This window comes from Micromonospora sp. WMMC273 (genome assembly GCF_027460285.1).
In the GTDB taxonomy this organism is placed as follows: Bacteria; Actinomycetota; Actinomycetes; order Mycobacteriales; family Micromonosporaceae; genus Micromonospora; species Micromonospora aurantiaca.
Map to the genome: position 1 here is coordinate 2,716,548 of NZ_JAPZBE010000001.1, position 19,571 is coordinate 2,736,118.

Consider the following 19,571-nt stretch of genomic DNA (forward strand, 5'->3'; position numbering starts at 1 on the left):
TGGTCCGCCACCGGCCGCATCGTCGGAGACACCAATTCCGGCTGTGAGGACCACAACGCCGGCCGTCACGTGTCGTAGAGCCCATCCCACGGCTCGTGGAATCCGAGGCGATCCGGATACAGCTCGACCCAGTCGACGTGGCTGCCGTCGCCCGCCCGGTCGCCGGACTCGTCGACCAGACCGAAGACGACGCCGTCCTGACGGGTCTGGAACAGTCGTACGGCGATGTCGCCGTACGACTTGCCGGGCAGGCTCGCGAGCAGCACGTCGAGTGCCTCACTGAGCGCGGCTCGATGCGGAACCCGCGTGATGGTCGAGTCCCGGTACGTCCCGTCGTGGTCGAAGCGGTGCACGTACGCGTGGTGGTCCCACGCCGAGGCGAGGAACAACCCGTCGTCGTAGCGGCCGATCGTGTCCGTCCGGTGGCCGGGCTCGTGCGCGATGGGAATCAGCCGGGGTACGGGCACTCGATCAAGCTACCGTGCGAGCGCGGGGCGCCCGCCGCGACGGCGGACGCCCCGAAGCGTCGATGTGCCGGCCAGCCGATCAGGGCCTCTTCAAGGTTCTTACGATCTGGCATTTGTCGGTGCAGAGGGAGATCACGACCCACGTGATCCCGCCTACCGGCCCCTCCTGCGTGAAATTGAAGTCCGTGCGATTCTCGCCGTAGCCCGATGCGGTCCGGGTCTGCGTGGAGAGGAGAACTGCACTGTCGAGCTTCTCTCCCTGGCGGAATTCGAACACGGCTGTCGTGCTGCCGGGGGTGTGGTCCGAGACATAGCCTTGCAAGCCGACCGAGCGGTTGTACCAGGTAACGCCGCCTTCCGTCAGGCCCCCGGAAAGGCTGGCGCTGAAGGGTGTCACGGGATAGGCGTATGCAGGCGAGGGTGCCCAGCCGACGGCTGACACGAGGGCGGCGATGATGAGTGGGAGAACGAGCCGTCGGCTTCTCATGATGTCCTCCTTGGACCTGGGGGTGCCGCCGGTGTGCACAGCGGGCGCAGTGCGCAGACGCATTCAACCAGAGCAATAGATGCCGGTGTGGCCCCTCCGCACCGATCGGACGACTCGTTGATCTGCGGCACCCGCCTGTCGGTCGGGTAGCCACTGACGAGCGCGGGGCGCCCGCCGGAATGGCGGACGCCCCGAGGCGTGAACGTGTCGGTCAGCCGATCAGCGTGACCGAGTAGTCGTACGTCGTCCCGGTCACCGAGTACGTCGCGGTCTGCCCGTTCTCGCAGTACGACACGAAGCTGCTCGGCGTCCGCTGCGCTCCGGCCACCGCGTCGACCACCGGCCGGACATCGGACCCGACGGGCAGCGCGGTGGTGGTGAGATCGATCGTCCGCGACTGGTTGATCGGGTAGGTGTCGGTGTTCGCCGTCTCCAGACCGTTGCTCGCCTGAACACTGAAGGACATCACGAAGGCGGCGTTGTTCACCACGGCGATGCGCTGCACGCAGGGTTCGGCCTGCGCGCTGGCCGTGGAGGCCGTGGCCAGTGCCGATCCACCGGCGGCGAGCGTCCCTACGAGTGCGGCTCCGACGAGCCTGGCGCGGAAGGTCATGGTGTCACCTCTCGGTCGTACGTGGCGCCGGGCGCCGACTGGCGGCGCCCGGCGTATGGTCCGTATCGAAGTGCCCGAGTGTCTTGGATCGAACCCTGCAGATCGCACGAAATTCTCCGGGACGGGCCCACAGCTTCCGATCCGTCAGAATGAGGGATCGATCCCGACGGCGTGCGAGCGTCCCGGCGCGAGGAGTCCGAAGTGGTGAACTCCGCCCTCTCCGTAGTCGTCCACACGGTCGGAGCCGGCCCGCCACCGATGGCGGACTCGGATCTCGACCCTGGTGCGACGTACTACACCTTCGTCGTCCTGTCCGGCATGTACTTCGCCCCGGTTGTCATGTCGGGGCTCGGTTTTCTCTGCGCCGCGGGCATCGGGCTCAGCCGCCGGATCGGTACGGCTGCCGCGATCGTGATCGTCCTGTTCTACGTGTTGTCGTTGCTCGGCAGTGCCTTCACCTGGCCGGAACTGGAGCACCAGGGAAAACCGAGTGAGACGCTGTGGCTGATCGTGATCGGCTGCGGCGGCTTCCTGGTGTTGCCCTGGCTCGTCGCGTTCGGCGGCACCAGGGTGGCCCTGCGCCGTCGCGGAGCCACGGCCGAGTAGCCGGATGGTCCGCCCGACCACGGGTACACGTCAAGGGTGCAGCTACCCGCGGTCGCCCTTCCTGGGCCATGTGGCCAGCGCCGCCAGGACGGCGCACGGGAGCAGACAGCCCAACACGCCGCACAGCGCGACGACGGGCATCCAGAACAGACCCTCCACGGGTGGGGATGGTAGGCGTTCGATCGGAGCCGTCGCGTGGTGGGAGGCTCGCGGACCACCGTGCCTCCGGCCGGAGGCAGCAGGTGCCCCGTAGCCGCGATTCGCCGCCGGAGGCGGAGCGTCAGCCGATCCTCGCGCGCAGGCCCCACGTCAGGGCGGGGATCATCACCGCCGCCGCGACCAGGTGCAGCCCGACCAGCCCGATCGTCGTGGCGGCGTCGCCTCCGGCGATAAGCGGCGGGACCATCGACAGCGCGGTCAGCGCCACCGCCGTCCACACGAACCGCCGCGCGGGGTAGGCGCTGAACCGCAGCAGGACGGCGGCGATGACGACGCCCATGAGCGAGAAGAATCCGGTCACCACGGCGAACCCGCCCAACGGGATCGTCTCGCCGCCGCCGTCGGGGATCTCGAAGTCCACACCGGCGGCCCGGGCGAGCGCCGCCGCGAGCGTGGTGACCACCGCCGCCGCGAGCGTGGCGACCAGACCGGTGACGGCGAGCCGCCGGAAGCCGTGCGCACGGCGAGAGACGACGCCGGTGTCGGTGCTGCTGATCATGTCGTTCCTCCGAACGTCTTCATGAGGGGTGAGGATCCGTACCGTCGCGGTGCGACGGCCGGGATTGCGCAGCGCGCGTACCCCGGTGCCGCGCAGCCAGAAGCCGGCGTCGCGGCCGAGGACCGGCCCGGGGCTGCCGTCGCGCAGCTCCAGCTGCACCCGGCCGCGCGTCACCACGCCGTACGCGTGACGCCACTGGGCCGCGACCACCGGAACGCGCGCGCCGCCGGGCAGCGCGAGCGTCCGCGCGGGCACTACGGCGTACGGTCGGCGGGCAGGCGCTCGGGCAGCCCGAGCCGCGGGAACCGGTCGGCGTGGAACGTGACGATCTCGGTGATCGCCCCGCCGGTGACGCGCAGGGCGTCGACGGTGAGCGGCAGGTACGCGCCGACGCCGTCCTGCCAGAGGTAGAACGCGACGGCGGGCTGCCGGTTCACGGCGGTGGGCACTGCTCGCAGGCTGCCCAGGCTCTCGAAGCCGTCCGCGATCCAGTCGCTCACCACCGCGTCGCGGCCGATCTGCAGCCCCGGGGTGGGCGGCATCGAGCAGCGCACGTCGTCGCGCAGCATGGCGGCGAGCGCGCCGACGTCCTTGGCGACGGCGGCGTCGGTGAAGCGGCGTACCAGCTCGCGGGTCCGGGTGTCCGTGTCGTCGCCGGTCCAGTCCTGCCGCTGGGCGGGCAGGTGTTCCCGCATGCCCGCGCGGGCGCGCTGCAACGCGCTGTTCACCGAGTTGACCGAGTCGCCGAGCAGCTCCGCGACGTCCTTGGCGGGCCAGCCGAGCACGTCCCGCAGGATCAGCACGGCGCGCGGGCGCGGCGCCAGGTGCTGCACCGCGACCAGGTACGCCAGCTCGATCGTCTCCCGCGCGACAGCGACCGTCTCCGGCTCGTCCGCGCCGGCGGCGGGCAGCTCATCGAGCAGCCGGTCCGGGTACGGCTGGAGCCACCGCACCTCACCGCCGGTCGCCGGCTCGGGCCGGCACTTGGCGAGCAGGTCCAGGCAGGCGTTCGTGGCGATCCGGTACAGCCAGGCCCGGAACGTCGACCGGCCCGCGAACGTCTCCCGCCGCCGCCAGGCGCGCAGGAACGTCTCCTGGACGGTGTCCTCGGCGTCCTCGAACGACCCGAGCATCCGGTAGCAGTGCACGTGCAGCTCCCGCCGATGCCGCTGTGCCAGCCCGGTGAACGCCGGTTCGTCGAACCCGGCCAGATCGCGTACGCCCGGCTCTGCCGGCCGCGTGTCCGCACCCATCACGTCATCCTTCCGCTTGTCGTGTCCCGTCGTACGTGTGACGGGCACGGGCGCGGAAACTCATCACCGTGACGGCTCAGAGCACCGCCGTCGGCACGAGGAGCACGTCCTCGACCCCGTCCATGCGTGCGATCTCGGGCGGGTTGATCCCGCCCTGGTGCGCGAGGGGCAGCTTCAGCCGCAGCGATGGGCGGGTCATGTCCGTCTCCAGCCGGCCGGCGAGGTCACCCTTGCCCCGGCACTGCTCGCGCAGGCGGTCGTAGGCGGCGTCGCGGTCCTCGAACCGGACCGACTCGGCCTTGGGCAGCGCCCGGACCGTCTCCTCCACTGTGGCCCGCTGCTTCTCGGTGATCGACGGTTCCAGCCGTACGATCATGCCGATCGCGGAGGGCAGCGGATCGGCGGCCGCAGCGGTGAGGACGGACGACGCGACACCGTCGACGGCGACCATCGTCAACTCGGCCGCCTCGGCGACCGACGGGTCGGTGAGGGTGGTGCGCAACGACTCCGGCATGGTCGTCGGGTCGACCTGCGCCGCCAGGTCCGGTGAGTCCTTCCGGAGCTGGTCGTAAGCCTGCTCGCGGGTCCGGCGGGTCACGTCCCCGGCGCTCGGTGTCCCGCGCAGGATCTGCTCCGCCGTCGCCTTCTGCTCCGCCGTCGCCTTCTGCTCCGCCGTCGCCTTCTGCTCCGCCGTCGCGTCGTGGTCCAGCAGGACGGTCAGGGTGGTGGCGCCGCCTCCTCGGGCTCGGACGCGCAGGCGGGCAGGGCGACCAGAAGCACTGGTGCGAGAAGCAGGGCGAAACGACGCATGAGGGGGAATCGTAGGCCGCCGGCGATCCTCGCGCCGCCCCGAAAACGCGCCGGTACGCCCGCACGGCCGTCCCGCACCGAGGCGTGCGGCGTCAGCCCGTGCGCGGGGCGTACATGATGACCGCGACGCCGACCAGGCAGATGGCCGCGCCGACGAGGTCGTAGCGGTCGGGCCGGAACTTGTCGACGACCATGGCCCAGGCGAGCGACCCGGCGACGAAGACGCCGCCGTAGGCGGCGAGGATGCGGCCGAAGTTCGCGTCCGGCTGGAACGTGGCCACGAACCCGTAGGCGCCGAGCGCGATCACCCCGGCGGCGATCCAGAGCAGCCCGCGGTTCTCCCGCCAGCCCTGCCACACCAGCCAGGCGCCGCCGATCTCGGCGAGCGCGGCGAGCAGGAACAGCAGGATGGACCGCACGACCGTCATGCGTCAGACCGTAGCGACACCGGGCCGGGGACCGGCCGGGCGGCCCGGTCGGCGGGCCCGGCGAACGGCAGGGGGCAGCAGGCGTTGCGCGGCCTTCACCACCCGCAGCAGGGTGACCGTCTCGGCCGGGTAGAGGCGATGCCCGCCCGGCGACCGCCGGGGCGCGGGCAGCAGCCCGCGCCGTTCGTAGCAGCGCAGCGTCTGCACGTTGACCCCGGCTGCGTCGGCGAGCCGGCCGCTGCGCAGCTCCGGCTCGCCCATCACCGGCCCCGCGCGGCCGTGGCCCGCAGGGCCAGGGCATCGAGTACGGCGACACGGGTCGCCGGAACGCGGATGTCGAGCGTCAGCGTGTCGCCGTCCGGGCGGACGAGATCGAAGGTGAAGAAGGAGCAGCATGCCGACTCGCGGGCGATCAGGTCCCGGGCGAGCGCTTCGGCACTGCCGTCGAGGTGCAGCCGCAGATGCCCGGCGGCCGGCCGGTCGGCGCCGCGCAGCGCGTCGTGGAACAGCCCGTCGAACTCGGCCAGCCGCAGCGGCCGTTCGGTGGTCGGCAGCGTGCAGGTGTCGGGCACCCAGGAATCGTCGGTCACCTCTCGACGGTAAGCCCGTACCGGGGTACCGGATGCAAGCCCGTCACCCGGAAGAAGCACGCGTTGTATGGTCGCGGCACGCGTACGCCGGATGCCTGCTGATGAGCCGCCCTGGTGATCGCCGTGGTCGCGGTCCGCGAGGGCCGCGACGCCTGGCGCGGCGACACCTGCGGCCCGGGCGGCCCGCAGGCGTGATCACCGGCCGCGACCTGCGGCGACGTCGGGAATACGGCTGTGCGCGGCGGCCCGGCGGGCTACCGTCACCGGAGTACGGGCCGGCGTGGGTCAGGCGCTCCGCGTCCACGCCCCCGCCGTCGGCGTTGACGTGGCGGAAACGCCCGCAGACGAGCATGGGTACGACGAAAGGGGCGGACATGACCGACGAGGTGACGTCGCAGGTCCCGCCGGCACCGGCTCCCGTGCTGCCCCGACCCGCCGGCGCGGGACCGGTCGGACCGCCGAGCAGCCTGGACCTGTGGGCGCGTGCCCAGGTGCTGCACCGCTGCTTCGGCGACGACGACGGCGAGCCGCACATCATGCGCGGCCTGGACTGACCGCCGCCCGGTCAGCGCACCGTCACGCCGGCCCGCGTCGGCACCTCCCACCAGGACGCGAGGTCGGGGACCGGCTCGGCGCGGGCCGTGTACTCCTCCAACCGCCGCCGCTGCTCCACGCTCGGCGCCGGTGAGACGGTGGCGCCCACGCCGACCAGCGGCGTACCGGTTGCCGCCGACGGTGAGCAGCATCGTGCCGACGATCGTTGCCCGGGCCGCGACCTGCCCGGCGGGCGCGCCGACAGTACCGTTCCCGCGCACGGTGAACGATTCCCGGCGGCGGTGCGTGAGAGCCGGTGAGCATCACCGGCGGCCGCCGGGGGTACTGCTGCGGTACACGGGAACGAACAGCCGGGAGGTCATGGTGGGGGACAGGGCGGGACGTCAGGGGCGCGGCCCGGTCGCCGGACTGGTGGTGGCCGCGCTGGTGGCGGCCGGTTGCATGGCCGGCGGCTACGACCAGGGCGAGCCGCAGCAGCCCGCACCCCCGCGCAGCGCGCAGCCCGAGTCGCAGACCACCCGCGCGGACGGCACGACGAGCGTGGCCGAGTTCAAGCAGGACATCCAGGACGCGGTCCGGCTGGCCGAACGCTACTGGGCGGAGCAGTTCCGCGCCTCGGGTCAGCGATTCACCCCGATCCGGCGGGTGGTGGCCTACAGCCGCGAGGGCGAGGTGGCCTGCGCCGGGCAGGGCCTGCCGCGCAACAACGCGGTCTACTGCTCGGCCGGCGACTTCATCGCCTACGACGTGAACTGGTCGGTGGCGGCGTTCCGGCAGATCGGCGACGCGTTCCTGTTCTACCTGCTCGGCCACGAGTACGCCCACGGCATGCAGGTGCGGCTGGGCATCCGCTACAACTTCACCATCCAGCAGGAGCTGCAGGCCGACTGCATGGCCGGGGCGTACCTCGGGGACAGCGTGCGGTCCGGGGCGCTGGAGCTGGAGGACGGTGACCTGGAGGAGTTCCGGGAAGGGCTGCTGGCGGTCGGCGACGACCCGGACCAGCCCTGGTTCGCCGAGGGCTCGCACGGCACCGCCGAGCAGCGCAGCGAATCGTTCTTCCGGGGGTACGAGAAGTCGCTCGGCGCCTGCGGCCTCCGGTGATGCCGCGGGTTACCCCGATCGGGGACGGTGACTGGCGCACCGGACGCGGCTGGCAGGATCGGCGGGGTACGCGTACCGAAGGAGGCCCCCGCTGAGCAGCAAGCACCCCGCCGCCGTGCTCTTCGACATGGACGGCACCCTGGTCGACAGCGAGAAACTGTGGGACGTCGCGTTGCAGGAACTGGCCGCCGTGTACGGCGGTGTCCTGTCCGATGACGCCCGCCGCGCGATCGTCGGCACCGGGATGGCCGACGCGATGCGGATCGTGCACGACGACCTGGGCCAGCCGGAGCGGGACGTGCAGGAAAGCGCCGACTGGATCAGCGCCCGGATCCTGGAGCTGTTCCGCACCGGGCTGCAGTGGCGCCCCGGCGCGCTGGCGCTGCTGCGGGCGGTACGCGACGCCGGCATCCCCACCGCGCTGGTCACCTCCAGCGGCCGGTCCCTGGTCGAGGTGGCCCTGGACACGTTGGGCCGGGACAGCTTCGACGCGGTGGTCTGCGGCGACGAGGTGGACTCGGCGAAGCCGCACCCGGAGCCGTACCTGACCGCCGCGCGTCTGCTGGGCGTGCCGGTCGAACGGTGCGTGGCGATCGAGGACTCACCGACCGGGGTGGCGAGTGCGCTCGCCGCCGGGGCGGCGGTGCTGGCCGTACCGGCCGAGGTGCCGCTCGCGCCCGCCGACGGCGTACACCAGATGGAGAGCCTGCTCGGGGCGGACCTGGAGTTGCTCGCGGCCCTGCTCAACCGATAGCGGAAAGGGGCCCCTCTCGACGAGAGGGGCCCCTTTTCCGGTGTGTCAGTCGTGGGCGATGGCGCCCAGGACGTTGATCCGCGCGGCGCGGATCGCCGGCAGCACCGCGGCGACCACGCCGATGATCGCGGCCAGGATCAGGAACGTCACCATCTGACCCCACGGCAGGACCAGGTCGCTGATGCCCTCGTCCTTGAGCGCCTCGACCACCGCCGCCCCGAGACCCGTGCCGACCACCACGCCGAGCAGCGCGCCGAAGATGGAGATCACCACCGCCTCGACCGTGATCATGCGCATGGTCTGGGCGCGGCGCAGGCCGATCGCCCGCAGCAGACCCAGCTCCCGGGTCCGCTCCAGCACCGACAGCGCGAGCGTGTTGATGATGCCCAGCACCGCGATCACGATGGCCAGCGCCAGCAGGATCTGGATCATCTGGAGCAGGGAGTCCAGCTGACCGGTCTGCTGCTCGATGAACCCGGCCCGGTCGGCCACCGACACCTCGGGGCTGTCCGCCAGCAGCCGCTCGATCTGCGGCTGCACCGCGTCCACCGACGTGCCGGGGGCGAGCTGCAGGAACCCCTGGATCGGCTGCGGGATGGCGAAGTCCGCGGCGGCCTGCGGCGGCAGCGTCACCGGGTTGGTCAGCTGCGAGCTCTCGTAGATGCCGCTGACCGTGTACGTGCGGGCGTCGCCGCGGGACAGCTGCACCGGCACCGTCGAACCGACGCTGAGGTTGCGTGCCTTCGCCGTGTCCGAGCTGACCAGCATCTGGTCCGGTGCCAGCTTGCCGATGTCACCGGCGGTGGCCTTCGCCCCGAAGATCTGCTGCAGCGCGGCCACGTTGCTCGACACGGCCACCCAGGTCCGCTCGCCGCCGACCACTGCCATGTCGCCGTACTCGCCGTCGACCATCTGGACGCCCGGGATCGCGGCGGCCTTCTCCAGCACCGCCGGGTCGAAGCTCGCCGGACGCGGCCCGGACGTGGACCCGGAGATCACCAGCTCCGCCTTGATGGTGTCCTCGGCCAGCTTGCCGATGCTGCCCTTGGCCGAGTCCAGGATCACCGTCACGCCGGTGACCAGGGCGATGCCCACCATCAGCGCGGCCGCAGTGATCGCGGTACGGCGCGGGTTGCGGCCCGAGTTGAGCCGGCCCAGCTTGCCCGGCACCGACCAGGAGAACATCGCGCCGAGCAGCGAGACCACCGGCCGGCTGATGATCGGCGTCAGCAGCGCCACCCCGATGAACGCGAACAGCACGCCGCCGAGGATGGTCGCCAGGGTGCTGTCGCCGGCGTGCCCGCCGAGACCGAGGAACAGCAGCACCGCGCCGATGCCGGTCACCACGGCGCCGCCGATGGTGACCTTCGTCAGCGGCCGGTCCGGCGTGGCGACGTCCTGCATCGCGGCGATCGGCGGGATGCGCGAGGCACGCAGCGCCGGCAGCAGCGCGGCGATCACCGTGATCAGCATGCCGACCGCGAACGCGCCGATCACCGCCGAGGCCGGCACGCCCAGCCCGGCCAGGGTCAGACCTCCGGCGAGCTGACCGAACAGGTACGCCAGCAGCGCGCCCACACCGATGCCGGCGGCGAGCCCCAGCACCGAGGCGATCAGGCCGACAGCGAGCGCCTCCAGCACCACCGAGCCGATGACCTGCTTGCCGCTGGCCCCGATCGCGCGCATCAGGGCCAGCTCACGGGTCCGCTGGGCCACGATGATCGAGAACGTGTTGAGGATCAGGAACGTGCCGACCAGCAGCGCCACCGCGGCGAACCCGAGGAGGATCTTGTTGAAGAACGACAACCCCTCCTTGAGGCCGGCCGACGCGTCGGCGGCGAGCTGCTCGCCGGTCTTGACCTGGTAGTCGGCGCCGAGCGTGCGGGCCACCTCGTCGCGCAGCGCGGCCGGCGTGGTGCCGTCGGCGGCCTGGACGCTGACGTTGCTGAACACGTCCGGCTTGCCCAGCATCAGCTGCTGCGCCACCGGAGTGGTGAAGTAGACCTCGTTGGCGCCACCGATCGAGTCCCGGCCGCCGCTGTAGCCGAACACGCCGACGAGCGTGAACTCCTTCTTCGGTGCGAGGGTCAGCACGCCGACCCGGTCGCCGACCTTGACCTTGCCCGCCTCGGCCAGCGCTGTGTTGATCACGATCTCGTCGTCGGCCTGCGGCGCGCGGCCCTCGCGGATCTCCACCAGGTCGCTCTCACCGAGCCAGTTCTGGCCCAGCTGCGGCGGACCGAACGAGGTGACCACCTTGCCGTTGCTGCCGATCATGCGGGCGCCGTCGGCGGCGACCACGCCCTTGGCGTCGGCGACGCCGGGCACCGCCTTGATCCGGTCGAGCACCGACGCCGGCATCGGGGTGCTCAGCGGCATGCCCTCCGCGGTGGAGACGTCGATCTTCGGCTTCGCCTCGACGCTGACGTCGACCTCGGCGTACGCGTCGGCGAAGACCGCGTCGAAGGACCGCCCGAGCGTGTCGGTGAGCACGAACGCGCCGGAGACGAACATGACGCCGAGCACCACCGCCAGGCCGGACAGCAGCAGGCGCAGCTTGCGCGCCAGCAGGCTCTTGAGCGTTGCCCGCAGCATCAGTTGCCCACCTCGACCGGGGCGTCCAGCTTCTTCATCGTGTCCAGCACCGTCTCGGCGGTCGGCTCGATCAGCTCCGAGACGATCTGCCCGTCGGCGAGGAACACGACGCGGTCGGCGTACGCGGCGGCGGTCGGGTCGTGCGTGACCATCACGATGGTCTGGCCGTGCTCGCGTACCGAGTTGCGCAGGAACTTCAGCACCTCGGCGCCGGAGCGGGAGTCCAGGTTGCCGGTCGGCTCGTCCGCGAAGATCACTTCGGGGCGGGCGACGAGCGCCCGGGCGCACGCCACGCGCTGCTGCTGGCCGCCGGAGAGCTGCGCCGGGCGGTGCCCGAGCCGCTCCCGCAGGCCGACCGTGTCGATCACCGTGTCGTACCAGGCCGGGTCGGGCTTGCGCCCGGCGATCGACAGCGGCAGCAGGATGTTCTCCTGCGCGGTGAGCGTGGGCAGCAGGTTGAACTGCTGGAAGATGAAGCCCACCTTGTCCCGGCGCAGCTTCGTCAGACCCGCGTCGTTGAGACCGGTCACCGTCGTGTCGCCGATCATCACGGTGCCCTTGGTCACCGTGTCCAGACCGGCGAGGCAGTGCATCAGAGTGGACTTACCCGAGCCGGACGGGCCCATGATCGCGGTGAACCGGCCGCGTTCGAACTCGGCCGTCACGCCCCGCAGCGCGACGACCTGCGCCTCGCCGCTGCCGTACACCTTCCACACATCGTTCGCCCGGGCCGCGGCCTGCTCTCGGCCTACCGTCGCGGTCACGTCATCTACCTCTTCCGTCTGTCGTTCTCATGCCGCACCGCCCCCGCTGGCCGGTGCGGCGGAATCCATCCTCGAGGTCGCGAGCCCGAAAGCCCTCCGACCTGGGGTGGAATCCGTGCCGATCTTCCGGTGAGGGTCGACCCCCATCCGGGCTCAGGGTGACCCCTGACCGGCAGGCGACGCCGACGTCAGGGCCTCACCTGGCGTGATGGTCAACACATCAGCCCCGCCGCTGGTCACGGTAGGTGACCCGCGCCACCTCAGCCGCCGGGACGGACCAGTCCCGTCTCGTACGCGAGCACGACCGCCTGCACCCGGTCGCGCAACCGTAGCTTCGTCAGCACGTGCCCGACATGGGTTTTCACGGTGGTCTCGCTGACCGACAGCACCCGGGCGATCTCCGCGTTGGACAGTCCGCGCGCCATGTGGGTGAGCACCTCGCGCTCCCGGTCGGTCAGCGGCGCCAGCGCCCGCGCCGGCGCGGCGGCCGGGTCCGGCAGCACCTGGGCGAAGCGGTCCAGCAGCCGCCGCAGGATGCGCGGGGACATCACCGCGCCCCCGGCGGCCACAGTGCGGATCGCCGCGACGAGGTCCTCGGCCGGCACGTCCTTGGTGAGGAAGCCGCTCGCCCCGGCGCGCAGCGACCCGACGACGTGTTCGTCCTGCTCGAACGTGGTGAGCACGAGCACCCGCACCGGCAGCCGGGCCGACACGATCGCCCGGGTCGCGGCCACCCCGTCCAGGCGCGGCATCCGGACGTCCATCAGTACCACGTCGGGCAGCAGCCGCCGGGACAGGTCCACCGCCTCCGCGCCGTCGCCGGCCTCACCCACCACGTCGAGGTCGTCCTCCGCGCCGAGCACCATCCGGAATCCGGTACGCAGCAGCGGCTGGTCGTCGGCGAGCAGAACCCGCACCGGCCGGGACACGGCGCCCTCGGTCATGCGTCCCCCTCGTCGTCCGGGGCGGGTGGTCCGGCCGGGACCCGGGCACCGGCACGCGCCCGCGATCCGTCCGGCGTGGAACCGGGCCGCCGCGAACCACCGTAGAGGGCGACGGCCGCCCGGCCGCCGATCAGGCCGCCCGATCCCGCGGGTTGGCCGGGCTCTGCGCGCCCGGCGAACACGGGATCGCGGGGCACCACGGTGACCCGGCGCCGCATTCGTCCGAGGGTGACCGGCATCCGATTCGCCCCGCGGTGACCTGCCACGGGACTCGCCCGGCTCGGGGAGCGCGGCGCGCCGGCTCGGCGAACCCGTCCCGGCCGGTGGTGCACGCCCCACACGCTCGATCGACTCCATTTCGCCGAGGTGGCTGCATCCCACCCCCGTCGACCCCGCCACCTCCCCGAGGTGGCGCGTCCCGCTCCCGTCTACCCCGCCACCTCGGCGAAGTGGCCGCATGCGCCCAGGTGGCGGGAAGCGGGCGGTCAGGCGGGGGTTGGTTTCCCAGCGGGATCGCGGGCGGCTTGCGTGCTGGCCCTGCACGGGAGCGCCTGCCGATCCGGTGCCGCCCGGCCCGGCGTCAGCCCGGGCATCCTCCGGCGGGAACGGAGGTCACTCGTCGGCGCCGGGTGGCGCCGGGCGGGAGCGGGCGTCCACGAGCGGGTCGGGTGCGGCGGCAGCCACCGGGAACGGCGGCGGCGTCCCGCCGTAGCTCGGGCACAGCGCCTGGTGGTTGCACCAGTCGCACAGGCGGCTCGGCCGGGGACGGAAGTCCTGCCGGTCGGTGGCCTGCTCGATCGCCCGCCACAGCGCCACCACGGTGCGCTCGAAGCGCACCAGCTCGTCGGCGTCCGGCGCGTAGTCGCAGACCTCGGCGTCCTTGAGGTAGAGCAGGCGCAGCACCCGCGGCACCACGCCCCGGGTGCGCCACAGCACCAGGGCGTAGAACTTGAGCTGGAACAGCGCCCGCGCCTCGAACGCCTCGCGCGGAGCCCCGCCGGTCTTGTAGTCGACCACCCGCAGGGCGCCGTCCGGCGCGACGTCGAGCCGGTCGAGGTAGCCACGGATGAGCAGTTCGTCGTCCACCACCGCGGAGATCAGCGCCTCGCGCTCGGCCGGCTCCAGCCGGCGCGGGTCCTCCACCGCGAAGTAGCCGTCGAGCAGCGCCGTCGCCGACCGGAGGAACTCCTGCGGCCCGACGGCGTCGCCGTCGGCGAACAGCGTGGCCAGCTCCGGCTCTTCGGTGAGCAGCCGGTCCCACTGCGGGGCGACCAGGTCACCGGCCGACTCCGGGGTGCGCGCGGCGGCCGGCAGGTCGAACAGCCGCTCCAGCACGGCGTGCACGAGCGTGCCCCGGGCCTGCTCGACGGTCGGCCGCTCGGGCAGCCGGTCGATGCTGCGGAACCGGTAGAGCAGCGGGCAGGTCTTGAAGTCGGCCGCCCGCGACGGCGACAACGAGGCCCGCACCGTGACCGGCGCCGCTGCCGCCGTCTGGTCGCCGGGACTGTCGATCATCGGTTCCGCCGTCATGCCCGGAAGGTTAGGGCACGCGTGTGACAGGGCCCCCGTCGCCGCACCGAAGCATGATCGGAACCGCGCGACCGCGGCGGCTCGCTCCCCGCGCTCACGTAGCATCGGGCCGGTGCAGCAGCGGAGCCGAGGACCCCGCCGGCCGGGCCTCAGCCTCGGCCGGGTGCTCGGGGTGCCGCTGCGCGTCGACGCCTCGATGCTGCTGCTCACGGTCGTGGTCACCGTGCTGTACGCGGCGCTGGCCCGCCGTCAGCTCGACCTCGGCCCGCTCGGCGGCTACCTCGTCGGCCTCGGGTTCGTGATCTCGCTGCTCGGCTCCGTGCTGCTGCACGAACTGGGCCACGCGCTGACCGCCCGCCGGTACGGCATCGGTGTGCGGGGGATCACGCTGGAACTGCTCGGCGGGTACACCGAGATGGACCGCGACGCCCCCAGCCCCCGGGTCGAGCTGCTGATCTCCCTGGCCGGGCCGGCCGTCTCCGCGGTGCTCGGCGCCGGCGCGGTCGCCGCCACCCTCGCCCTGCCCGCCGGCACGCTCGGCCACCAGCTCGCCTTCCAGCTCGCGGTCAGCAACGTCGTGGTGGCGATCTTCAACAGCCTGCCCGGGCTGCCGCTGGACGGCGGCCGGGCGCTGCGCGCCGCCGTGTGGGCGCTCACCCGCGACCGGCACCGCGGCACCGAGGTGGCCGGCTGGGTGGGCCGGGCCGTCGCGCTGGGCACGCTGGCGCTGGTCGTGGTGCTCACCATGCGCCGGGCGCTGGCCCCGCTGGCCCTGCCGCTGCTGCTGCTCGTCGCGCTGACGCTGTGGCGCGGCGCCGGCCAGTCGATCCGGCTGGCCCGCATCGGCCGCCGGCTGCACCTGATCGACCTGGCCCGGCTGGCCCGCCCGGTGCTGCCGGTGCCCGCCGGTACCCCGCTGGCCGAGGCGCAGCGCCGCCGCGACGAGGCGGGCACCCCCGACGCGGCGCTCGGCGTGGCCGACTCGGCCGGCCGTACCGTCGCCCTGGTCGACCCGGCGCGCGCCGCCCGCGTACCCGCGGAACGGAGGCCGTGGGTCGCGGTGGACGAGGTGGCCCGCGACCTGGCCGCCGTGCCGGCCCTGCCGCTCGGGGCCGACGGCGAGCGGGTGCTGGAGACGGTGCGCACCCACCCGGGCGCGCAGTACGTCGTGACGGCAGGCGAAGATGTGGTCGGCGTGCTGCACATCGCGGATCTCGCCCAGCTCCTGGAACCCGAACGGAAGACGAACACGTGACCGCAGAGATCTCCACCGTCCCGGCGTTGCCCCCGGTCCATCGCGGGCCGTTCCGGCCGGGCGACCGGGTCCAGCTGACCGACCCGAAGGGCCGGATGCACACCGTGACGCTGGAGCCCGGCAAGGAGTTCCACACCCACCGCGGGATCCTCAAGCACGACACCCTGATCGGCCTGCCCGACGGCAGCGTGGTCACCACCGCCGGCGGCGGCACGGCGTTCCTGGCGCTGCGGCCGCTGCTGTCGGACTACGTGCTGTCCATGCCGCGCGGCGCCCAGGTGATCTACCCGAAGGACTCGGCACAGATCGTCGCGATGGGCGACATCTTCCCCGGCGCCAAGGTGCTGGAGGCCGGCGCCGGATCCGGCGCGCTGTCCTGCTCGCTGCTGCGGGCCGTCGGCACCGAGGGCGAGCTGCACTCGTTCGAGGTACGCGACGACTTCGCCCAGATCGCCCGCCGCAACGTCGAGGCGTTCTTCAACGGCCCGCACCCGGCCTGGAACCTGCACGTCGGCGACGTCGCCGACTGCGCCGAGACCGGATTCGACCGGATCATCCTGGACATGCTCACCCCGTGGGAGATGCTCGACATGGTCGAGCGGGCGCTCGTGCCCGGCGGCGTGCTGATCGGCTACGTGGCCACCACCCCGCAGCTGTCCGAGCTGGTCGAGGCGCTGCGCGAGCGCGGCGGCTGGACCGAGCCGCGCGCCTGGGAGTCACTCGTGCGCGACTGGCACGCCGAGGGGCTCGCGGTCCGCCCGGACCACCGGATGATCGCCCATACCGCGTTCCTGGTGTCCGCCCGCAAGCTCGCCCCCGGGGTCACCGCGCCGCCTCGCCGCCGCAAGCCCAGCAAGGGCGCCGAGGCGTACGCGCAGCGCCGCGACGCCCTGCGCGCCGCCGCCGCGGCCCGCGCGGCGGAGGAGCCGCAGGAGTCCTGACCCCCGCCGCGCGGGCGCGCGCGCACGGGCGGATCATGTGTGCCGGTGGGGACGACACCTGAGCGGGTGGAGACGGTGGCATGAGCGAGCGGATCGGGGCGCGCGTCGGGCGGCGTGCCCGTGCCGGTGACCGGGACCGGTGGCAGTACGGCGGCGCGGCCGGGCGGGAGGCGGCGTGAGTAACCCCGGCTACGGCAACGGCGACCTGCCGGCCGTCTTCCCGGACTGGTCGCCCTACACGGATCTGGAGTCGGCCGCGCGGGCGTACCTGCGCGACCCGGACATCGCGCTGGAGGCGCTCGACGGCGTGCTGCGCGGCGCCTCCGTGCTCGGCTTCACGCTGGAACGCTTCGTCAACGAGGTGAACGGGGTGTGGCAGGAGGTCGTCGTCTGCGACGGCAGCCGGCTGGTGCTCTGGCACGGCGAGGACGTGCCGCCGGGGGAGGGGCCGCCCGGCGCGATGACCTCGTCGCTGCGGGTGGTGCCGTTGTCCACCGTCACCGAGGTCGGCTGCCGGCGGCGGCTCATGCGCGCCGACAACGGCACCGTACGGGTCGACAGCATCGACGTTTACCTGCTGCTCAGCTCGCTGGACGAGGCGCCACCCAGCGACGAGGCGATCGGCGCGCCCCGGCACGACGCGCTGCGCTTCGGCAAGACCCTCGACGACGGCGGGGCCGGGCAGATCGCCCGGCTGGAGGAGTTCGCCCGGCTGGTCGCCTCGGTGGTCGGCCGGCCCCTGCTCTGAGGCGGACGCACGACGGGCCGGGGACGTGTCGTCCCCGGCCCGTCGTCTCCGTCCACGGTCAGTCGTCGGCCTCCGGGCCGGCCACCTCCACGCCGTCACTGCCGCGCACCACGTGGATGCACTCGCCCGGGCACTCCTTCGCCGAGTCGATCACCTCGAGGCGCAGGTGCTCCGGCACGTCCACCCGGGCGCCCGGGGCCTGCCGCAGCTCGCCGTCCGGGCCCTTGACGTACGCCAGGCCGTCGACGTCGAACTCGAAGACCTCCGGCGCGTACTGCACGCAGAGCCCGTCACCGGTGCAGAGGTCCTGATCCACCCAGACCTGCAACTGGTCGGTCGCGACGTCGGTCACGAAGCACCCCCCATGTTCTCCCGTCCCACACTCCGACGGTACCCGAACGCCCGTACCCGCCCCGCGACCAGCCCTTCGCGATCAAGCTTCGGTGACGAGCGCGTTGCTGTGGACCGAATCGGGCTCATAGCGGCTAGTGTTAGGTCAGAACGTTCAAGCCCCCCGGGGAGGTGGGACGTGGCACGCAGCGACGACGCGGACTCGCGCGCCGCACGGTGGGAAAAGGAAGCCCACGATCTCTCCACGCAGGTCGCGTTCCTGCAAGAGGAACTCGCTCTGGTGCGGCGCAAGTTGACCGAAAGCCCCCGACACGTCCGGCAGCTCGAAGAGCGGCTGGCGGCCACCCAGGCACAGTTGGCGCGGCTGACCGAGAACAACGAACGGCTCGTGAGCACCCTCAAGGAGGCTCGCGCGCAGATCGTGACGCTCAAGGAGGAGATCGACCGTCTCGCCCAGCCGCCGAGTGGCTACGGCGTGTTCCTGGCCAAGCACGACGACGGCACGGTGGACGTGTTCACCGGCGGGCGCAAGCTCCGGGTGGCCGTCTCGCCGTCGCTCGAGGTCGACGAGCTGCGCCGTGGCCAGGAGGTCCTGCTCAACGACGCGCTCAACATCGTCGACGCGTTCGGCTACGAGCGGGTCGGCGAGGTGGTGATGCTCAAGGAGATCCTGGCGGGCCCCGAGGGCGCTCCGGGTGACCGGGCGCTCGTGGTCTCGCACTCCGACGAGGAGCGCATCGTGCACCTCGCCGAGACCCTGATCGGCAGTGCGATCCGGGCCGGCGACTCGCTCATGATCGAGCCTCGCTCGGCGTACGCGTACGAGCGGATCCCGAAGAGCGAGGTCGAGGAACTGGTCCTGGAGGAGGTGCCCGACGTCAACTACGAGGACATCGGCGGTCTCCAGGCGCAGATCGAGCAGATCCGCGACGCGGTGGAACTGCCCTTCCTGCACTCCGACCTGTTCCGTGAGCACCAGCTCCGGCCGCCGAAGGGCATCCTGCTCTACGGCCCGCCCGGCTGCGGCAAGACGCTCATCGCCAAGGCGGTGGCGAACTCGCTGGCCAAGAAGATCGCCGAGCGTGAGGGCAAGGAGCGGCACACCAGCTTCTTCCTCAACATCAAGGGCCCCGAGCTGCTCAACAAGTACGTCGGCGAGACCGAGCGGCACATCCGGCTGATCTTCCAGCGGGCGCGGGAGAAGGCCGGCGAGGGCACTCCGGTGATCGTGTTCTTCGACGAGATGGACTCCGTGTTCCGCACCCGCGGCTCCGGCGTCTCCTCCGACGTGGAGAACACCATCGTCCCGCAGCTGCTCAGCGAGATCGACGGCGTCGAGGGCCTGGAGAACGTCATCGTCATCGGCGCCTCCAACCGGGAAGACATGATCGACCCGGCGATCCTGCGCCCCGGCCGGCTCGACGTGAAGATCAAGATCGAGCGGCCGGACGCCGAGGCGGCGAAGGACATCTTCTCCAAGTACATCCTCGCCGGCCTGCCGCTGCACGCCGACGACCTGGCCGAACACGGCGGCGACGCCCAGGCCACCGTCGCGGCGATGATCGACGCGGTGGTCCTGCGGATGTACTCCGAGACCGAGGAGAACCGCTTCCTCGAGGTCACCTACGCCAACGGCGACAAGGAAGTCCTCTACTTCAAGGACTTCAACTCCGGCGCGATGATCCAGAACATCGTCGACCGGGGCAAGAAGATGGCCATCAAGGAGTTCCTCACCTCCGGACGCAAGGGTCTGCGGCTGCAGCACCTGCTCGACGCATGCGTCGACGAGTTCCGCGAGAACGAGGACCTGCCCAACACCACAAACCCCGACGACTGGGCGCGCATCTCCGGCAAGAAGGGCGAGCGGATCGTCTACATCCGCACGCTCGTCTCCGGCGGCAAGGGCGCCGAGGCCGGACGGTCCATCGAGACCGCCAGCAACACCGGCCAGTACCTGTAGTCCGACCCCCTCGACGAAGGCCCGTGGCGTACGCGCCACGGGCCTTCGCGCGCATCCGGCAAGCCGCCACACCGGACCCGGCGCTGCCGCCACGCCCC

General features: G+C 72.3%; 23 protein-coding genes. 8 read left to right on the top strand and 15 right to left on the bottom strand.

Annotated elements, in window-relative coordinates:
* Window positions 1–65: 65 nt before the first annotated feature.
* The 3 genes from O7611_RS12605 to O7611_RS12615 form a co-directional block, all read right to left on the bottom strand.
* A complete protein-coding gene (locus O7611_RS12605) occupies window positions 66–467 on the bottom strand; it encodes a hypothetical protein (RefSeq protein ID WP_194801603.1) in 402 nt (133 codons plus the stop codon).
* Between the two features lie 79 nt (window positions 468–546).
* Window positions 547–954, bottom strand: coding sequence for a hypothetical protein (locus tag O7611_RS12610; RefSeq protein WP_194801602.1), 408 nt, complete (start codon window positions 952–954; stop codon window positions 547–549).
* A 211-nt stretch (window positions 955–1,165) separates the two neighbouring features.
* Entirely contained in the window at window positions 1,166–1,567 is a 402-nt protein-coding gene (locus tag O7611_RS12615) for a hypothetical protein (RefSeq protein ID WP_194801601.1), read from the bottom strand.
* 201 nt (window positions 1,568–1,768) lie between these two features.
* Between O7611_RS12615 and O7611_RS12620 the strand changes: the two genes are divergently transcribed.
* Complete coding sequence (locus O7611_RS12620; RefSeq protein ID WP_194801600.1) at window positions 1,769–2,173, top strand: hypothetical protein; 405 nt, start codon at window positions 1,769–1,771, stop codon at window positions 2,171–2,173.
* A gap of 280 nt (window positions 2,174–2,453) precedes the next feature.
* Here O7611_RS12620 and O7611_RS12625 read toward each other — a convergent pair whose 3' ends face one another.
* The 6 genes from O7611_RS12625 to O7611_RS12650 all read right to left on the bottom strand — a co-directional run bounded on the left by O7611_RS12625 (window position 2,454) and on the right by O7611_RS12650 (window position 5,972).
* The gene (locus O7611_RS12625) at window positions 2,454–3,146 is read right to left on the bottom strand and encodes a DUF6069 family protein (protein WP_194801599.1); all 693 of its coding nucleotides are present in this window, start codon (window positions 3,144–3,146) and stop codon (window positions 2,454–2,456) included.
* A complete protein-coding gene (locus O7611_RS12630) occupies window positions 3,146–4,144 on the bottom strand; it encodes an RNA polymerase subunit sigma-70 (RefSeq protein WP_194801598.1) in 999 nt (332 codons plus the stop codon). The genes O7611_RS12625 and O7611_RS12630 overlap by 1 nt, the downstream gene beginning before the upstream one ends.
* Window positions 4,145–4,220: 76 nt before the next feature.
* Window positions 4,221–4,901: a permease-like cell division protein FtsX gene (locus O7611_RS12635; RefSeq protein WP_332367431.1), complete on the bottom strand. Its 681-nt coding sequence runs from the start codon at window positions 4,899–4,901 to the stop codon at window positions 4,221–4,223.
* A 145-nt stretch (window positions 4,902–5,046) separates the two neighbouring features.
* Entirely contained in the window at window positions 5,047–5,382 is a 336-nt protein-coding gene (locus O7611_RS12640) for a YnfA family protein (RefSeq protein ID WP_269696873.1), read from the bottom strand.
* Between the two features lie 3 nt (window positions 5,383–5,385).
* Window positions 5,386–5,643, bottom strand: a complete 258-nt coding sequence (locus tag O7611_RS12645; RefSeq protein ID WP_228532396.1) for a MerR family DNA-binding transcriptional regulator — start codon at window positions 5,641–5,643, stop codon at window positions 5,386–5,388.
* Window positions 5,643–5,972, bottom strand: a complete 330-nt coding sequence (locus O7611_RS12650) for a hypothetical protein (protein WP_194801595.1) — start codon at window positions 5,970–5,972, stop codon at window positions 5,643–5,645. Before O7611_RS12650 ends, O7611_RS12645 begins: the two co-directional genes overlap by 1 nt.
* A 374-nt stretch (window positions 5,973–6,346) precedes the next feature.
* Between O7611_RS12650 and O7611_RS12655 the strand changes: the two genes are divergently transcribed.
* Window positions 6,347–6,526 (top strand): hypothetical protein, encoded by a 180-nt coding sequence (locus O7611_RS12655; protein WP_269696874.1) that lies wholly within the window; start codon window positions 6,347–6,349, stop codon window positions 6,524–6,526.
* A gap of 11 nt (window positions 6,527–6,537) precedes the next feature.
* On the opposite strand, the gene O7611_RS12660 is transcribed toward O7611_RS12655, so the two are convergent.
* A complete protein-coding gene (locus O7611_RS12660; protein WP_269696875.1) occupies window positions 6,538–6,675 on the bottom strand; it encodes a hypothetical protein in 138 nt (45 codons plus the stop codon).
* A gap of 215 nt (window positions 6,676–6,890) precedes the next feature.
* Between O7611_RS12660 and O7611_RS12665 the strand changes: the two genes are divergently transcribed.
* Together O7611_RS12665 and O7611_RS12670 are read left to right on the top strand one after the other, a co-directional pair.
* On the top strand, window positions 6,891–7,631 hold the full coding sequence (locus O7611_RS12665; RefSeq protein ID WP_194801789.1) for a neutral zinc metallopeptidase: 741 nt from the start codon (window positions 6,891–6,893) through the stop codon (window positions 7,629–7,631).
* Between the two features lie 115 nt (window positions 7,632–7,746).
* Entirely contained in the window at window positions 7,747–8,385 is a 639-nt protein-coding gene (locus tag O7611_RS12670) for an HAD family hydrolase (RefSeq protein ID WP_194801592.1), read from the top strand.
* A gap of 45 nt (window positions 8,386–8,430) precedes the next feature.
* Here O7611_RS12670 and O7611_RS12675 read toward each other — a convergent pair whose 3' ends face one another.
* The 4 genes from O7611_RS12675 to O7611_RS12690 all read right to left on the bottom strand — a co-directional run bounded on the left by O7611_RS12675 (window position 8,431) and on the right by O7611_RS12690 (window position 14,218).
* A complete protein-coding gene (locus O7611_RS12675) occupies window positions 8,431–10,980 on the bottom strand; it encodes an ABC transporter permease (RefSeq protein ID WP_194801591.1) in 2,550 nt (849 codons plus the stop codon).
* Entirely contained in the window at window positions 10,980–11,744 is a 765-nt protein-coding gene (locus O7611_RS12680; RefSeq protein ID WP_013476954.1) for an ABC transporter ATP-binding protein, read from the bottom strand. Before O7611_RS12680 ends, O7611_RS12675 begins: the two co-directional genes overlap by 1 nt.
* A 260-nt stretch (window positions 11,745–12,004) precedes the next feature.
* Window positions 12,005–12,688, bottom strand: a complete 684-nt coding sequence (locus tag O7611_RS12685; RefSeq protein WP_269696876.1) for a response regulator — start codon at window positions 12,686–12,688, stop codon at window positions 12,005–12,007.
* A 612-nt stretch (window positions 12,689–13,300) separates the two neighbouring features.
* A complete protein-coding gene (locus O7611_RS12690; RefSeq protein WP_370584968.1) occupies window positions 13,301–14,218 on the bottom strand; it encodes a RecB family exonuclease in 918 nt (305 codons plus the stop codon).
* Between the two features lie 196 nt (window positions 14,219–14,414).
* On the opposite strand from O7611_RS12690, the gene O7611_RS12695 reads away from it, so the two are divergent.
* From O7611_RS12695 to O7611_RS12705, 3 genes are all read left to right on the top strand, one after another.
* A complete protein-coding gene (locus O7611_RS12695) occupies window positions 14,415–15,473 on the top strand; it encodes a M50 family metallopeptidase (protein ID WP_269698092.1) in 1,059 nt (352 codons plus the stop codon).
* Window positions 15,470–16,414: a tRNA (adenine-N1)-methyltransferase gene (locus O7611_RS12700; RefSeq protein ID WP_194801588.1), complete on the top strand. Its 945-nt coding sequence runs from the start codon at window positions 15,470–15,472 to the stop codon at window positions 16,412–16,414. The genes O7611_RS12695 and O7611_RS12700 overlap by 4 nt, the downstream gene beginning before the upstream one ends.
* 175 nt (window positions 16,415–16,589) lie before the next feature.
* Window positions 16,590–17,162, top strand: a complete 573-nt coding sequence (locus O7611_RS12705) for a hypothetical protein (RefSeq protein WP_013476950.1) — start codon at window positions 16,590–16,592, stop codon at window positions 17,160–17,162.
* Between the two features lie 58 nt (window positions 17,163–17,220).
* Here the strand turns inward: O7611_RS12705 and O7611_RS12710 are convergent, their stop codons facing one another.
* Window positions 17,221–17,514 (bottom strand): ferredoxin, encoded by a 294-nt coding sequence (locus O7611_RS12710; protein ID WP_043324386.1) that lies wholly within the window; start codon window positions 17,512–17,514, stop codon window positions 17,221–17,223.
* A gap of 177 nt (window positions 17,515–17,691) precedes the next feature.
* Between O7611_RS12710 and arc the strand changes: the two genes are divergently transcribed.
* The gene (gene arc / locus O7611_RS12715) at window positions 17,692–19,473 is read left to right on the top strand and encodes a proteasome ATPase (RefSeq protein WP_018784497.1); all 1,782 of its coding nucleotides are present in this window, start codon (window positions 17,692–17,694) and stop codon (window positions 19,471–19,473) included.
* Window positions 19,474–19,571: the final 98 nt, after the last annotated feature.

Excerpts from the sequence above, each read along its gene's own strand:
- O7611_RS12630 (WP_194801598.1), bottom strand. The coding sequence starts at position 4,144 with ATGGGTGCGGACACGCGGCCGGCAGAGCCGGGCGTACGCGATCTGGCC.
- O7611_RS12615 (WP_194801601.1), bottom strand. The coding sequence starts at position 1,567 with ATGACCTTCCGCGCCAGGCTCGTCGGAGCCGCACTCGTAGGGACGCTC.
- O7611_RS12655 (WP_269696874.1), top strand. The coding sequence starts at position 6,347 with ATGACCGACGAGGTGACGTCGCAGGTCCCGCCGGCACCGGCTCCCGTG.
- O7611_RS12695 (WP_269698092.1), top strand. The coding sequence starts at position 14,415 with ATGCTGCTGCTCACGGTCGTGGTCACCGTGCTGTACGCGGCGCTGGCC.
- O7611_RS12675 (WP_194801591.1), bottom strand. The coding sequence starts at position 10,980 with ATGCTGCGGGCAACGCTCAAGAGCCTGCTGGCGCGCAAGCTGCGCCTG.
- O7611_RS12685 (WP_269696876.1), bottom strand. The coding sequence starts at position 12,688 with ATGACCGAGGGCGCCGTGTCCCGGCCGGTGCGGGTTCTGCTCGCCGAC.
- O7611_RS12645 (WP_228532396.1), bottom strand. The coding sequence starts at position 5,643 with ATGGGCGAGCCGGAGCTGCGCAGCGGCCGGCTCGCCGACGCAGCCGGG.
- O7611_RS12640 (WP_269696873.1), bottom strand. The coding sequence starts at position 5,382 with ATGACGGTCGTGCGGTCCATCCTGCTGTTCCTGCTCGCCGCGCTCGCC.
- O7611_RS12690 (WP_370584968.1), bottom strand. The coding sequence starts at position 14,218 with ATGACGGCGGAACCGATGATCGACAGTCCCGGCGACCAGACGGCGGCA.
- O7611_RS12610 (WP_194801602.1), bottom strand. The coding sequence starts at position 954 with ATGAGAAGCCGACGGCTCGTTCTCCCACTCATCATCGCCGCCCTCGTG.